The sequence below is a fragment of the Methylobacterium sp. Leaf94 genome (assembly GCF_001426045.1).
Lineage (GTDB): Bacteria > Pseudomonadota > Alphaproteobacteria > Rhizobiales > Beijerinckiaceae > Methylobacterium.
This window is the reverse complement of record NZ_LMRM01000034.1, coordinates 70476-85153: the sequence shown is the minus strand read 5'-3', so window position 1 is coordinate 85153 and position 14678 is coordinate 70476. Positions and strand designations below refer to the sequence as shown.

General features: G+C 71.0%; 14 protein-coding genes. 11 read left to right on the top strand and 3 right to left on the bottom strand.

Annotation, left to right across the window (positions count from 1 at the left end; all coding sequences use genetic code 11):
• Positions 1-19 precede the first annotated feature (19 nt).
• Complete coding sequence (gene rfbF / locus ASG63_RS15880; RefSeq protein WP_056218330.1) at positions 20-787, bottom strand: glucose-1-phosphate cytidylyltransferase; 768 nt, start codon at positions 785-787, stop codon at positions 20-22.
• Positions 788-1087: 300 nt separating this feature from the next.
• Here rfbF and ASG63_RS15875 point away from each other — a divergent pair, with 300 nt between their 5' ends.
• Positions 1088-1732: a MarR family winged helix-turn-helix transcriptional regulator gene (locus ASG63_RS15875; RefSeq protein WP_407067273.1), complete on the top strand. Its 645-nt coding sequence runs from the start codon at positions 1088-1090 to the stop codon at positions 1730-1732.
• Positions 1733-1773: 41 nt separating this feature from the next.
• Here the strand turns inward: ASG63_RS15875 and ASG63_RS15870 are convergent, their stop codons facing one another.
• Positions 1774-2043 (bottom strand): hypothetical protein, encoded by a 270-nt coding sequence (locus tag ASG63_RS15870; protein ID WP_056218327.1) that lies wholly within the window; start codon positions 2041-2043, stop codon positions 1774-1776.
• A gap of 267 nt (positions 2044-2310) precedes the next feature.
• On the opposite strand from ASG63_RS15870, the gene ASG63_RS15865 reads away from it, so the two are divergent.
• The gene (locus ASG63_RS15865; RefSeq protein ID WP_443189800.1) at positions 2311-3267 is read left to right on the top strand and encodes a DMT family transporter; all 957 of its coding nucleotides are present in this window, start codon (positions 2311-2313) and stop codon (positions 3265-3267) included.
• On the opposite strand, the gene ASG63_RS15860 is transcribed toward ASG63_RS15865, so the two are convergent.
• The gene (locus ASG63_RS15860) at positions 3258-3524 is read right to left on the bottom strand and encodes a hypothetical protein (protein WP_056218320.1); all 267 of its coding nucleotides are present in this window, start codon (positions 3522-3524) and stop codon (positions 3258-3260) included. The two genes, ASG63_RS15865 and ASG63_RS15860, sit on opposite strands and share 10 nt — an antisense overlap.
• A gap of 405 nt (positions 3525-3929) precedes the next feature.
• Between ASG63_RS15860 and ileS the strand changes: the two genes are divergently transcribed.
• The 9 genes from ileS (at position 3930) to bioD (ending at position 14671) form a co-directional block, all read left to right on the top strand.
• The gene (gene ileS, locus ASG63_RS15855) at positions 3930-6911 is read left to right on the top strand and encodes an isoleucine--tRNA ligase (RefSeq protein ID WP_056218316.1); all 2982 of its coding nucleotides are present in this window, start codon (positions 3930-3932) and stop codon (positions 6909-6911) included.
• Between the two features lie 87 nt (positions 6912-6998).
• The gene (lspA, locus tag ASG63_RS15850; protein WP_056218313.1) at positions 6999-7487 is read left to right on the top strand and encodes a signal peptidase II; all 489 of its coding nucleotides are present in this window, start codon (positions 6999-7001) and stop codon (positions 7485-7487) included.
• A 208-nt stretch (positions 7488-7695) separates the two neighbouring features.
• Positions 7696-8331 carry a hypothetical protein gene (locus tag ASG63_RS15845; protein WP_056218309.1) on the top strand — a complete coding sequence of 212 codons (636 nt, stop codon included), beginning with the start codon at positions 7696-7698 and terminating at the stop codon, positions 8329-8331.
• A gap of 154 nt (positions 8332-8485) precedes the next feature.
• On the top strand, positions 8486-9865 hold the full coding sequence (locus ASG63_RS15840; protein ID WP_056218306.1) for a M16 family metallopeptidase: 1380 nt from the start codon (positions 8486-8488) through the stop codon (positions 9863-9865).
• A gap of 86 nt (positions 9866-9951) precedes the next feature.
• The gene (locus ASG63_RS15835) at positions 9952-11250 is read left to right on the top strand and encodes a M16 family metallopeptidase (protein WP_056218304.1); all 1299 of its coding nucleotides are present in this window, start codon (positions 9952-9954) and stop codon (positions 11248-11250) included.
• 161 nt (positions 11251-11411) lie between these two features.
• Complete coding sequence (locus ASG63_RS15830; protein WP_056218301.1) at positions 11412-12017, top strand: HupE/UreJ family protein; 606 nt, start codon at positions 11412-11414, stop codon at positions 12015-12017.
• Positions 12018-12120: 103 nt separating this feature from the next.
• The gene (locus ASG63_RS15825) at positions 12121-13056 is read left to right on the top strand and encodes a ring-cleaving dioxygenase (protein WP_056218298.1); all 936 of its coding nucleotides are present in this window, start codon (positions 12121-12123) and stop codon (positions 13054-13056) included.
• Positions 13057-13202: 146 nt separating this feature from the next.
• The gene (locus ASG63_RS15820) at positions 13203-13976 is read left to right on the top strand and encodes a ferredoxin--NADP reductase (RefSeq protein WP_056176712.1); all 774 of its coding nucleotides are present in this window, start codon (positions 13203-13205) and stop codon (positions 13974-13976) included.
• A complete protein-coding gene (gene bioD, locus ASG63_RS15815) occupies positions 13973-14671 on the top strand; it encodes a dethiobiotin synthase (protein WP_056218295.1) in 699 nt (232 codons plus the stop codon). The genes ASG63_RS15820 and bioD overlap by 4 nt, the downstream gene beginning before the upstream one ends.
• Positions 14672-14678 lie beyond the last annotated feature (7 nt).

Sequence of the window (14678 nt, the reverse complement as noted above, 5' to 3'; positions counted from 1 at the left end):
TCTCCGGTGGGGCGCCAGACTACCAGCACTTCCAGGGCGGCGCGTCCCCCGCCCACAGGGCTTCGAGGTGGTTCTTGTCGCGCAGGGTGTCCATGGCCTGCCAGAAGCCCGCATGGACGTAGGCCGCGAGCTGCCCGTCGGCGGCGAGGCCCTCCAGGGGCTCCGCCTCCCAGACGGTGGCGTCGCCCGCGATCCGGTCGAGCACCCGCGGCGAGAGCACGAAGAAGCCGCCGTTGATCGTCGCCCCGTCCCCGGCGGGCTTCTCCCGGAAGCGCCGCACCGTGCCGTCCTCCAGCTCCAGCGCCCCGAAGCGGCCCGGCGGCGTCACCGCCGTGAGGGTGGCGAGCTTGCCGTGGGCCCGGTGGAAGGCTGCCAGGGCCGTCAGGTCCACGTCGGCGACGCCGTCGCCGTAGGTCATGAAGAAGTCGTCGTCGCCCAGATAGTCGCGCACCCGCTTCAGGCGCCCGCCCGTCATCGTGGTCTCGCCGGTCTCGATCAGCGAGACGCGCCAGTCCTCGGCGGTGCTGCGGTGGAAGTCCACGTGGCCGCGCCCGATGTCCACGGTCACGTCGGACAGATGCAGCCGGTAGTTCAGGAAGAACTCCTTGATGACGTAGCCCTTGTAGCCGAGGCAGATCACGAATTCGCGCACCCCGTGGGCGGCGAAGATCTGCATGATGTGCCAGAGGATCGGCCGGCCGCCGATCTCCAGCATGGGCTTGGGGCGGATCACCGTCTCCTCCGAGAGGCGCGTGCCGAGACCGCCTGCGAGGATGACTGCCTTCATGGATTCCTGAGCGGTCTTCGGAAGGTCCTGGTGCGGGAACGGCCGCGCTGCGGGTGCGTGCGCCCCGTCGCGCAACGCTTAATCGAGGGGTCGCCCTTCGTCCAGGCGCGGGGACGGATGGGCCGTTTAGCCGACTTTTCCCGCTCGCTCGGGCTCCCGGGCGGGGCGCTGTCATCGCAGCTTCATACGGCCCGGTCATGCCCCGGGACGGAGGGACGTTCCCGGTTGGCGGTGGATGTGCCCGGATTGACCGGCGCGGGCCCATCGTTCGCGGGGTATGAGAGCTGAAGGGCGAGAGCGATGCGGGCGGCTGACGAGCGCGGGAGGGTCGAACCCCACGGGGACCTGACCCGCGCGGTGATGGCGTCGCTCCCCGGGGCGAGCGGTGACAGGGATGGCGAGCGGAGCATGAGCAAGTCCGACAAGCGCCTGCGGCCCCCGGGCGCGAAGAGCGTGGGCTGGGCCCTGGTCCAGGCCGCGCGCCTGCACCGCTCCCGCGTGGGCGACCGGCTAACCAGCCTCGACCTCTTCGCCGGACAGGAGCAGGTCGTCCAGGCGCTCGCCGCGGCCGGAACCATGACGATGGGCGACCTCGCCGCGACCCTGCGGGTGCGTCCGCCGACCGCCTCCAAGACGATCTCGCGGCTGGCGGCCCTGGGCTTCGTCGAGCGCCGCGCCGAGGCCGGCGACGGCCGCATCGTCCGCGTGCGCCTCACCGAGACGGGCCTCGCCAAGGCCGCCGCCATCGAGCGGCTGTGGGACGAGGTCGAGGCCGAGCTCCTCGACGGGTTCGACGGCAAGGAGAAGCGCCGCCTGCGCAAGCTCCTGCGCAAGGCCGCCCGCAACCTCGCGGAGGTCTCGGGCGTCACCGGCCACGAGGTCGAGGGCGATTCCGAGATGGACGAGGACGAGGCGGACGGCCTGGCCGTCCCGGGCGCGCTGTAGCGCCGGCGGCCTCCGGACCCGGCGTCCCCCGCACCGATCTCCTAGAGCGGTCCGGCCTTCGGGGCCTTCGCCTTGCGCATCATGCCGGAGCCCGCATGCACGGCCCGCCGGCGCCGGAACAGGCGCTCGCCGGTCCGCTCCAGGACGAGGGCCAGGCGGGTGGCGGCCCGGTCGAACAACCAGACCGCCGCGCAGATCACGATGGTGATCGCGCAGCCGAGGCCGATCATGAGGCCCAGGATTCCCGGAGCGGGGAGAACCATCAGGCAGACCAGCCCGAAAGTGGCAAGCAACGGTATGGTCCGCGTCATGGATGGCCCTCCGCCAAAGACGTTCGGCCGCGAGGATGGTCGGACATCGATAAGAATTGGTGCAGGCGACGCGACGCGCCGGCGCGGCCGCAACCGACGGTCGCCATCCGGTTCCGAACCGGGCGGTGCCGCGTCGGCCAGCGATGCTTCAACGCCGTGGCGAACCCGATCCCCACGCAGGTGTGCGCTCCCCCGCGTCTGCTTTAAAGCTCCCCGGTCGCGCCGTTCATACCAGGCGAAACGCCGTCGCGGATCGGGATCACGTCGTTGAGGTCACCACCAGAGGGCGGCGCGCCCACGAACCGGCGCCTGGCCGGCATCGCGCTGATGTGCGGCACGCTGGCGTTCTTCGCCTGCCTCGACGCCTCGGCCAAGACCCTGGCGGGCCTGGGCGTCGATCCGCTGCTCTCGACCTTCATGCGCTACGCGGTGAACGTCGCGCTGGTGCTGGTGGTACTCAATCCGGTCCGGACGCCCGGGGTGGCGCGGACGAACCGGCTCGCGCTCCAGGTCCTGCGCTCGCTGCTGCTGTTCGGGTCGACGGCCCTCAACTTCCTGGCCCTGCGCCAGCTCCAGCTCGCCGAGACCCTGTCGATCCAGTTCGCGACGCCCCTGATGGTGGCGCTGCTCGCGGGGCCGGTGCTGGGCGAATGGTCGTCGCCGCGCCGCTTGGTGGCGGTGGCGATCGGCTTCCTCGGCGTCCTCGTCATCGTGCGTCCGGGCGTCGGCGCCTTCCAGCCCGCCGTGCTCCTGAGCATCGGCAACATGCTGTGCTACGCGTTCTACGTGCTGACCACGCGCAAGCTCGCGAGCGTCGATTCGACGGCCACGACGGTGTTCTATTCGGGACTGGCCGGACTCGCGCTGATGAGCCCGCTCCTGCCCTGGATCTGGACCACGCCGACGGCGTGGAGCACCTGGGCGCTGCTGATCGGGGTCGGGCTGTTCGGCACCCTCGGGCATTGGCTGCTGGTCCTGGCCCATGCCCGGGCGCCGGCCAATGTGCTGGCCCCCTTCATCTACACCCAGCTGCTCTGGTCGTTGATGCTGGGCTACCTGATCTTCGGCGACGTGCCGAACCGATGGACGCTGATCGGCGCGTCCATCGTGATCGGGTCCGGGCTCTATCTCCTGGCCCAGGAGTCCAAGGCCTTGGAATCCCGGGGGCGGCGCCGGCCGGACGGCGCGTGCGCCCCGCGGGATCCCGCATCGCCTCAGCGGTGACGGCGGTGATGGGAGTGGCGGCGGGACTTCATGCGGGTGCGGTAGGCGCGACGGCCCGGATCGATGCCGAGCGCCCCGTTCACGGTTCCCACCGCGCCGCCGACGGCGCCGCCGACGATGCCGCCCACCGGACCGGCGACCCGGTCGCCCTCGGCCGCGCCACGGCGGATGCCGCCCGGCAGGCCCTGCGCTTCGGCCGCGCCCGACAGGGCGAAGGCGGACAGGACGAGGCTGGCGGCGAGCAGAGCTTTTCTCATGGTCGTGTCTCCCAATGACGCCGCGTCTCGGTCACCCCTCGGATCTGGTCCCCGGCCGAAGCCGGACGGCGCCCGAACGCGTGAGGGACAACGGCCGAGCTTGAAAGAAGGTCCCCACGAAAGTTGGTCCGGCATGCCGGCGTCGGAAAGCTCGCTGGTCTCGCGCCTGCACCGCTGCTAGAAGCCGCCGAATGTGCGTTGATGGTGATCCACGCGGGCGGCGCGGCGTGCTGAGCGCCCCCCGGCCTCGAATTATGAGCCCGGCCTGCGCCTGAGGGCCGCCGCGGCGGTCCGATGCGAAGGCCGGGAGGGCGACGCCTCGCCTCCAGTCCGCCGGCCCCGGGGGCAGTCCTGCCCACCGACCGCCTCAACGCCGATCCGCGCCGAAGACCTCACAGACAGCCCATGAGCGACCAGACCTCTCCCGCTGCGGCCCCCGCCCGCGACTACTCGAAGACCCTGTTCCTGCCCCAGACCGACTTCCCGATGCGGGCCGGCCTGCCGGTGCGCGAGCCCCTGCTGCTGGAGCGCTGGGCCGCCACCGACCTCTACGGGCAGATCCGCGCGCAGGCCGCCGGCCGGCCGAAATTCGTGCTGCATGACGGCCCCCCCTACGCCAACGGCAACATCCACATCGGCACGGCGCTGAACAAGATCCTGAAGGACGTCATCGTCCGCGCGCAGGGTACCCTCGGCTACGACGCCAACTACGTGCCGGGTTGGGACTGCCACGGCCTGCCCATCGAGTGGAAGATCGAGGAGCAGTACCGCGCCAAGGGCCGCAACAAGGACGACGTGCCGGTCATCGAGTTCCGCCAGGAATGCCGGACCTTCGCCGCCCATTGGCTCGACGTGCAGCGCGGGGAGTTCAAGCGCCTCGGCGTCACCGGCGACTGGGACCACCCCTACGTCACCATGTCGTTCCCGGCCGAGGCCGCGATCGCCCGCGAGCTCATGACCTTCGCCATGACGGGCCAGCTCTATCGCGGCTCGAAGCCGGTGATGTGGTCGGTGGTGGAGAAGACCGCCCTGGCCGAGGCCGAGGTCGAGTACGAGGACCACGTCAGCGACACGATCTTCGCCGCGTTCCGGCCCATCGCGGGCGCGGGCCCGGATCTCGCCGAGGCCCGGGTGGTGATCTGGACCACGACGCCCTGGACCATGCCGGGCAACCGCGCCGTCGCCTATTCGCGCAGGGTCGCCTACGGTCTCTACCGGGTCACGGCGGCGGCCGACGACAACTGGGCGAAGGTCGGCGATCGCTACGTCCTCGCCGATGCCCTGGCCGCCTCGGTCTTCGCCAGCGCCCGGGTCGAGGCCTTCGAGCGCCTGCGCGACGTCGCCCCGGACGAACTCGCCGCCCTGACCCTGAGCCATCCGCTGGCCGGCCACGTGCCCGGCTACGACTTCGCCGTCCCGCTCCTCGAGGGCGAGCACGTCACCGACGAGGCGGGCACCGGCTTCGTCCACACGGCGCCGGGCCATGGCCGCGAGGATTTCGAGGTCTGGATGGCCAACGGCCGGGCGCTCGCCCAGCGCGGCATCGAGACCCGCATCCCCTACACGGTGGACGCCGACGGGGCGCTCACCGAGGAGGCCCCCGGTTTCACGGGAAAACTCGTTCTTAACCACAAGGGCGAGAAGGGCGACGCCAACAAGGCGGTCATCGCCGCCCTGCTGGAGGCCGGCACCCTGGTGGCGCGCGGCACGCTCAAGCACAGCTACCCGCATTCCTGGCGCTCGAAGAAACCGGTCATCTTCCGCAATACGCCGCAATGGTTCATCGCGATGGACAAGCCGGTCGGGTCCTTGGACGGCCGCACCCTGCGCGATGTCGCCCTGCGGTCCATCGAAGAGACCCAGTGGGTACCGCCACAGGGCAAGAACCGGATCAACGGCATGGTCGGCAACCGGCCCGACTGGGTGGTGTCACGCCAGCGCGCCTGGGGCGTCCCGATCACGGTTTTCGTCAAGCGCGGCACCCACGAGGTGCTTCGCGACGCGGCGGTGAATGCCCGCATCGCGGCGGCCTTCCAGGCGGAGGGCGCGGATGCCTGGTTCACCGATGCGGACGGCGCCCGCTTCCTCGCCCCCGACCACGATCCGGCGGACTACGAAAAGGTCACGGACGTGCTCGACGTCTGGTTCGATTCCGGCTCGACCCACGCCTTCGTGCTCGACGATTCCGAGCAGTTCCCGGGCCTGTCCGGCGTCAAGCGCAAGCGCGACGGCGGCACCGACACGGTGATGTACCTGGAAGGATCGGACCAGCATCGCGGCTGGTTCCAGTCGTCCCTGCTCGAATCCGCCGGCACCCGCGGTCGCGCCCCCTACGACATCGTCCTGACCCACGGGTTCGTCCTCGACCCGAAGGGCCTGAAGATGTCGAAGTCGAAGGGCAACGTCGTCGCCCCGCAGAACGTCATCAAGGATTCCGGCGCCGACATCCTGCGCCTGTGGGTGGCGGCCTCCGATTACGCGGACGACCTGCGCATCGGCCCGGAGATCATCAAGACCTTCGCGGAGACCTACCGCAAGCTGCGCAACTCGGTCCGCTGGATGCTCGGGTCGCTGGCGCATTTCGAGCCCGGCCCCGAGATCGCCCACGCCGAGCTGCCCGAGCTCGAGCGCCTGGTCCGTCACCGGCTGTCCGAGCTCGACGGCGAGATCCGCGAGGCCTACGCCGCCTTCGACACCAAGCGGGTGGTGGCGCTCCTCAACGGCTTCATGACCGGCGACCTCTCGGCCTTCTACTTCGACGTGCGCAAGGACGTGCTCTACTGCGACCCGGCCTCCTCGCCCGTGCGCCGCGCCGCCCTCCAGGTCATCGACGAGACCTTCCGCCGGGTCACGATCTGGCTCGCCCCTGTTCTGGCCTTCACGGCGGAGGAAGCCTGGCTCGACCGCTACCCGTCGGAGGCCGGCTCCGTCCACCTGCAGACGCTGCCGGAGACGCCGGCCGCCTGGCGGGACGAAGCCCTCGCGGCCCGTTGGCAGGCGATCCGCCGGGTGCGCCGGGTCGTCACCGGCGCCCTGGAGATCGAGCGGACGGCCAAGCGCATCGGGGCGAGCCTGGAGGCGGCCCCCACCGTCTACATCGCGGATGCGGAGCTGCGGACGGTGGTGGAGGGCGTCGACTTCGCCGATGTCTGCATCACCTCCGCCCTCCGCATCGCGGCGGGCGAGGGCCCGGCCGAGGCGTTCCGCCTCGACGACGTTCGGGGCGTCGCCGTGGTGCCGGCCCTGGCCGAGGGCCGCAAATGCGCCCGCTCCTGGCGGGTCGCGCCCGAGGTCGGCAGCGACCCGGACTATCCCGACGTGACGCCCCGCGACGCCCGCGCCCTGCGCGAGTGGGATGCGGCGCATGCCGGCACGAACGCCGCGTGACGCGGATGCCGCCCCTCGCCGTCCCCCATCCCGGGGGGAGGCCCTGTCTTCCCGCGTGACGTCCTCCCCGATGACCCCCTCTCCCCCATGACCCCCTTCCGCCTGGGCCTCGTCGCGCTGCTCGTCACCCTGGTCGTCGACCAGGCCTCGAAGCTCTGGCTCTATCTCGGCACCGACCTGGTGCTGACGCAGCCCTGGCGGATCGCGCCCTTCGCCGAGTTCCTCGTGGTGTGGAACCGGGGCGTCTCCTACGGGATGTTCCAGCAGGAGGGCGGCCTCGGCCGCTGGGTGCTGGTGGGCGTGTCCTGCCTCGCGGCGCTGGGCCTGTCGCTCTGGATGCGGCGGGCGGAATCGCGCCTGCTGGCGGTGGCCCTCGGGCTCGTCGCGGGCGGCGCCCTCGGCAACGCCATCGACCGCGCGGCCTACGGCGCGGTGTTCGACTTCGTGCACCTGCACTGGCGCAGCTGGTCCTGGTACGTCTTCAACATCGCCGACGCGGCCATCGTCGCCGGCGTCGTCGGCCTCATCCTCGACAGCCTGCGGCCGGCCCCCCGGAGCACCGGGTCCGAGCTCTGAGGCTTCGCCGTCATTTCCGCCCGACCTGTGATCCGTAAACCACAGCCGGGATCGTTGTGCCGGCGAGGCTGGTGCACTGCGGTCAAGGCGCCATACGATCGCCTGAAACCGGGATCAGGCCGAGAAGGTCGGATCAGGATCGTGGCACAAGGCGATCATCCGGGCTCGGGGAACCGGGACCCACAACCGGGCGGAGAGCGGGGATAGCATGATCGGACATCGGGCTTTGCTGGTGGTGGCGGGCATTCTGACCGCCGGGAGCGCGCAGGCGCAGCAGGGCGTGTTCATGCGCGACACGCTCAGCAGCATCGGCCTGATCGAGCCCGAGAAGCCCGCGATCACCTACCGCGAGCGGGCCCCCCTGGTGATGCCGCCCAAGCTCGACGGCAAGTCCCTGCCGCCGCCGCGCCAGCCGGAAGCCTCGGCCCAGTGGCCGAAGGATCCCGAGGTCGTCCAGCGCGAGCGCGAGCGCGAGGAGGCCCGGAAGCCGATCGTCCGCGGAGCCCAGGGCCGGATGAACGACAACAACATGACGCTCTCCATCGACGAGATGCGCGGCGGACGCCGCGCCGGCGCCCAGGCGCGCACCGAGCCGGGCCGGCCCGAGGGCGAGAACGACGATCGCAACTCCTTCTGGTCGAACCCCTTCGGCCTGCGCTCCGCCGAGGTCGCGGAGCCTTCGCAGGTCGAGCCGGACCGCGACGTCCTCACCGATCCGCCCACCGGCTACCGCAAGCCGCCCCGCAAGGTCGCCAAGACCAACGGCGACCCCGTGAACAACCCGTATCGCGAGCGTGAGGAGTCCGATCCGGGCGCCTACGTGCGCGCGCGCTCGGCGAACTGAACCCCGGGTCCGGCCCGGTGCCGCAGGCGCGGCGGGTCACCGCACGAGGACCTGTTTCCTGCCCCTCCGACGCACCCCCGTGGCGCGGAGCCGGCGCAACGCCAACATGACGGATGGCCCTCGCAAGCGGCCGACCGCGGAAGGAAGAGCTTCGATGCACCTGTTCAGGAAGGACATGCCCCTCTTCGGACCCTCGCGCGGCCATGCCAGCGCGGGCCGGGCCGAAGCCGCGCCCTTCGGGCGCTCCGAGGCGGGCGGCCCCGAGGTCAGTGCCTTCGCCCTCGACAACGGCCTCGACGTCGTGGTCGTGCCCGATCACCGCGCCCCGGTCGTCACCCACATGGTGTGGTACCGCAACGGCTCGGCCGATGATCCGCTCGGCCAGTCGGGCATCGCCCACTTCCTCGAGCACCTGATGTTCAAGGGCACGGAGCGGCACCCGATCGGCGCCTTCTCGAAGGCCGTCTCGGGCCTCGGTGGCCAGGAGAACGCCTTCACCTCCTACGACTACACCGCCTATTTCCAGCGCGTCGCCCGCGATCACCTCCGGACCATGATGGAGTTCGAGGCCGACCGCATGACCGGCCTCGTCCTCGACGACGCCGTGGTGGCGCCCGAGCGCGACGTGGTGCTGGAGGAGCGCCGCATGCGGGTCGAGACCGACCCCTCGGCACAGCTCTCCGAGGCGATGGCCGCCTCCCTGTTCGTGCATCACCCCTACGGCACGCCGATCATCGGCTGGATGCACGAGATCGAGGAGCTGAATCGCACCCACGCCCTCGACTACTACAAGCGCTTCTACACGCCGGAGAACGCCATCCTGGTGGTGGCGGGCGACGTGACCCCGGACGACGTCCGCCGCATGGCCGACGACACCTACGGCCGCGTCACCCCGCAGGGCGCCCGGCCCGTGCGCATCCGCGCCAAGGAGCCGGAGCCCCGGGCGCTCCGCCGCCTCGCCGTGGCCGACCCCAAGGTCGAGCAGCCGACCCTGCAGCGGCTCTACCTCGCTCCCTCCTGCATCACCGCGCGGGACGGCGAGTGCCACGCCCTCGAACTGCTGGCCGAAGTCATGGGCGGCGGCTCCACCTCCTACCTCTACCGCAAGCTGGTGATGGAGCTCGGTGTCGCCGTGAATGCCGGCGCCTGGTACATGGGCTCGGCCATCGACGACACCCGCTTCTCCGTTTACGCGATCCCCGCCGAGGGCGTCAGTCTGGAGAAGCTGGAGGAGGAGGTCGACCGCGTCCTGCGCCGCGTCCCCTCCGAGGCCCTGGAGCCCGAGGCGATCGAGCGGGCCAAGACCCGCCTCGTGGCCGAGACGGTCTATTCCTCCGACAGCCAGTCTTCCCTCGCCCGCATCTACGGCTCGGCGCTGGCCATCGGTGAGAGCATCGAAGAGGTCCGTCGCTGGCCCTCCGACATCGAGGGGGTGACGAAGGCGCGGCTCGTGGCCGTGGCCGAGCGCTACCTGACGCCCTCCCGCTCCGTCACCGGCTACCTGACCAAGGCCCGCGAGGCCGACGCGGCCTGAAGGCCGATCCCGGCCCCCGGCCGGGCCACACCATTCGGGAGGCCGCGGCGCCCGCCGCCGCGCCCCGCGCACAGCATGAGGTTCCCATGAACGTGGCCACCACCGACCTGCTCGACTCCGCCACCCGCTCCGCGACCTCGCCGACCCAGGCGGTTCCCGTCGCGGCGGCCCCCGGAATCGAGGCGTGGCACGTCGAATCCCCGGTAGTGCCGCTGATCGCCCTCGCCTTCACCTTCGAGGGCGGCGCGGCGCAGGACCCCGAGGGCAAGGCCGGCGTGGCCCAGATGCTCGCCCGCCTCCTCGACGAAGGGGCCGGCGACCTCTCCTCCGACGCGTTCCAGGAGAGCCTCGCGGCCCGGGCCATCGAGCTCTCCTTCCATGCCGGCTCCGATGCGCTGGGCGGCTCCCTCAAGATGCTGGTCAAGCACGCCGACGAGGCGATCGACCTCCTGGCCCTGGCCCTGGCCAAGCCCCGCCTCGATCCCGACGCCATCGAGCGGGTCCGGGCCCAGACCCTGGCGGGCCTGCGCTATCAGCAGAACGATCCGGGCGTGATGGCCTCGCGCCGCTTCTTCGCCGAGGCCTATGCCGGGCATCCCTATGCCCGTCCGTCCTCCGGCACGCCCGAGAGCATCGCGGCGATCACCCGCGACGATCTCGTGACGATGCATCGCCAGATCATCGGCCGCGGGGCCGTCAAGGTCGCCGCGGTGGGCGCCATCGACGCCGCGCGCCTTGCGGAGAGCCTCGACCGGGCGTTCGGCCGGCTCGAGATGGCCGCCCCTCTCAAGGCGGTGCCCCAGACCCGGATGCAGAACATCGGCGCGCGCCACGTGGTCGATCTCGACGTGCCGCAATCCGTGATCCGCTTCGGCATGAACGGCGTGCCGTGGTGCGATCCCGACTTCATCCCGGCCTATGTCCTGAATCACATCCTGGGCGGCGGCTCCTTCACCTCCCGCCTGTTCCAGGAGGTGCGCGAGAAGCGCGGCCTCGCCTATTCGGTGGGCACGTCCCTCGTCAGCCACCGCGCCGCCTCGATGACCTGGGGCTACACCGCCACCAAGAACGAGCGCGTCGGCGAGGCCCTGTCGGTGATCGGCGAGGAGATCGGCCGCCTCATCACGGACGGCCCTTCGGACGAGGAGCTGCAGAAGGCTAAGGACTACCTGACCGGCTCCTACGCCCTGGGCTTCGACACCTCGACCAAGATCGCGCACCAGCTCGTGCAGATCGCCTTCGAGGGCCTGGGCATGGACTACATCGCCCGTCGCAACGATCTCGTAGCCAACGTGACCCAGGCCGACATCCGCCGCGCCGGGGCCCGTACCTTCGCGGACGGGAAGATGCTGGTGGTCGCCGCCGGCCGTCCCACGGACTTCTGACGGATCACGAACGTTCGGGGCGTCCAGGTTCCGGGGCCCGTGGACGAACCGCCGCGCCCGGCTGCGGTCGCTCGGGACTGTACGCGGGCACGGCGGTTGCTAGTTTCCGCCAAGGCGGCGACGATGCTGCACCGCTGGTTTTCAAGCTCGGGACAGTCCGGATGACATCACGCCTCGCCTCCCTGCCGGCCCGCCTCGCCCTTGTGACGGCGATGGGCCTCGCCGCGACGCCGGCCCTGGCCCATCCCGGCCACGCGCCCGCCGCCGGCTTGACGCAGGGCTTCCTCCATCCCTTCAGCGGCCTCGACCACGTCCTCGCCATGGTGGCGGTGGGTCTGATCGCGGCCCGCATCGGCGGACGCGCCCGCGTCCTCGTCCCCCTGTCCTTCCTCGGCATGATGGCCGTCGGCGGCGCCCTCGGGGTCGCCGGCATCGGGCTGCCCTTCGTCGAGATCGGGATCGCCCTCTCGGTGGTGGTGCTCGGCGCCGCCCTGGCCCTGCGCCCGGCCCTGCCGCTCGCCGCCGCCATGGCCCTCGTGGGCGCCTTCGCGGTGTTCCATGGCCATGCCCACGGCGCCGAGATGCCGGAGACCGGCTCGGGCCTCGCCTACGGTCTCGGCTTCCTCGGGGCGACCGCCCTCTTGCACGTGGTGGGCCTCGGTCTCGGCCTCTCGGCCGGACGGCTCGTACAGAGTCTCACCGCCCTGCGGGTGACCGGTGTGGCCCTCGCGGTTGCGGGCCTCGGCTTTCTCGCCGGCGCCGTCTGAGCGCCCCCTCCGACGTCGTCGAACGGCCCCCTCCCGGGGGCCGTTTCGTTTTCGGGTCGGTCGCCCCATCCGACAGGTCAGCCCGCCGCTCAGGGATCCGCCGATGCAACTCACCGGAATCCACCATCTCACCGCCATCACCGCGCAGGCGGCCGACAATCTGGCCTTCTACACACGGGTCCTCGGCCTCCGATTGGTGAAGAAGACGGTGAACCAGGACGACGTCTCGGCCTATCACCTGTTCTACGCCGACGGCCGCGCCTCGCCCGGCACCGACATCACGTTCTTCGACTGGCCGGCGCCGCCGGAGCGACGCGGCACCGACTGCATCAGCCGCACCGGCCTGCGCGTCTCCGGCGCAGACGCGATCGGGTGGTGGCGCGAGCATCTCGCTCGGCAGGGCGTGAACCACGCCGTGCCGGTGGAGCGCGACGGGCGCCTGACCCTCGATTTCGAGGATGGCGAGGGCCAGCGCCTGATGCTGGTGGATGACGGCGGCGTCGGCGAGGCCCATCCCTGGGCGCGGAGTCCCGTGCCAGGCGAGCACCAGATTCGCGGCCTCGGGCCGATCCGGCTCAGCGTGGCGCAGATCGAGCGGACTGAGGCCGTGCTCACCGAGATCCTCGGCCTGAATCACGACCGGAACTATGAGCTTCCCGAGGGCGAGGTCCGCGTCTATCGCATGGGCGCGGGTGGCCCCGCCGCCGAACTCCATCTCGTGGCCGAGCCGAATCTCCCCCCCGCACGTCAGGGCGCCGGAGCCGTCCACCACGTCGCCTTCCGCATCCCGGACACCGACTACGCCGCCTGGGCCGACCGGCTCAAACAGCGCCGCATGCCCTCCAGCGGCCCGGTGGACCGCTACTATTTCCGCAGCCTGTACTTCCGCGAACCCAACGGAATCCTGTTCGAGATCGCCACCGACGGGCCGGGCTTCGCCACCGACGAGCCCATGGAGACCCTGGGCGAGCGCCTCGCCCTGCCGCCCTTCCTCGAACCCCGCCGCGTCGAGATCGAGGCCGGCCTGAAGCCGCTCTGACGCGCCGCGGCAGAATTAAGAACGATTCCAAGCCACTGTGCCGACGTGCGACTGCGTAAGCGCGCCGCCTTGACGGGCCTACCGCAGGTGCGAGAAGACGCCACGCAAAGCTTCGAGATTCGAGCGAAATTCGAGACGGACCGTCGATGAGCAAGTTCAACGAGGAGCGTGTGCTGAGCGTCCACCACTGGACCGACACGCTGTTCTCCTTCCGCACCACCCGCGATCCCGCTTTCCGCTTTCGCAACGGCGAGTTCGTGATGATGGGCCTCGAGGTCGAGGGCCGGCCGCTCCTGCGCGCCTACAGCGTCGTCTCGGCCAATTACGAGGAGGAGCTGGAATTCTTCTCGATCAAGGTCCCGAACGGCCCGCTCACCTCGAAGCTGCAGCACCTCAAGGTCGGCGACCCGATCATCGTCGGCAAGAAGCCCACCGGCACCCTGGTGCTCGACAATTTGATGCCGGGCAAGAACCTCTACCTCCTCGGCACCGGCACGGGCCTGGCGCCCTTCATGTCGATCATCAAGGACCCGGAGACCTACGAGCGTTTCGAGAAGGTCGTCCTCGTCCATGGCTGCCGGCAGGTGCAGGAGCTCGCCTACGGCGAGACCATCACCCAGGACCTGCCGAACCACGAGTTCCTCGGCGAGGTGATCAGCGCCGGGCTGATCTACTACCCGACCGTGACCCGCGAGCCTTTCCGCAACCGCGGCCGCATCACCGACCTGATGACCTCGGGCAAGCTGTTCGAGGATATCGGCCTGCCGCCGATGTCGGTGGAGAACGACCGCTTCATGCTCTGCGGCTCGCCCGACATGATCCGTGACACTCGCCAGCTGCTGACCGATGGCGGCTACGAGGAGGGCAACCACGGCGAGGCCGGGCACTACGTCATCGAGAAGGCCTTCGTCGAGAAGTGAGCGGCACGCGCGCCGTCTTCATCGCCGGCGCCGGGACAGAGATCGGCAAGACCTACGTCACCGCCGCCCTGACGCGGCGGCTGCGCGCCCTGGGCCGCGACGTGCGGACCCTCAAGCCCTTGGCGAGCGGAGTCCCGCCCCTCGATGCCGCGGACTTCGCGCAGAGCGACACCGGTCGGCTTCTCGCGGCGCAGGGCCTGGCCGTGACGCCGGAGACGGTCGCCGCCTGCTCGCCCTGGCGCTTCGTCGCCCCCCTGAGCCCCGATCTCGCCGCCGCCCGCGAGGGCCGGACCCTGGCCCTCGACGACCTCGTCGGCTGGTGCCGGGCCGCGATCGCCGCGACGCCGCCCGGCGGCACCCTGCTGATCGAGGGGGTCGGCGGCGTCATGAGCCCGGTGACGGGGGAGGCGACCGGCCTCGACTGGCTCACGGCCCTCCGCCTGCCGGCGCTCCTCGTCTCCGGCTCCTATCTCGGGGCGATCAGCCATGCCCTTACGGCGGCCGAGACCCTGCACGCGCACGGCGTCCCCCTGATCGGGATCGTCGTCTGCGCCAGCCCGGACGCGCCGACTCCGCCCGAGGTCGTGGCGGCGGCGATCGCCCGGCACCAGGCCGTCCCGGTGATCGTCATCGCCCGCGACGGGGACTGCCCGGTCGACCTCGCCGATCTGGTGCGCCCGGTCTCCGCCGCCTGAACGCCCG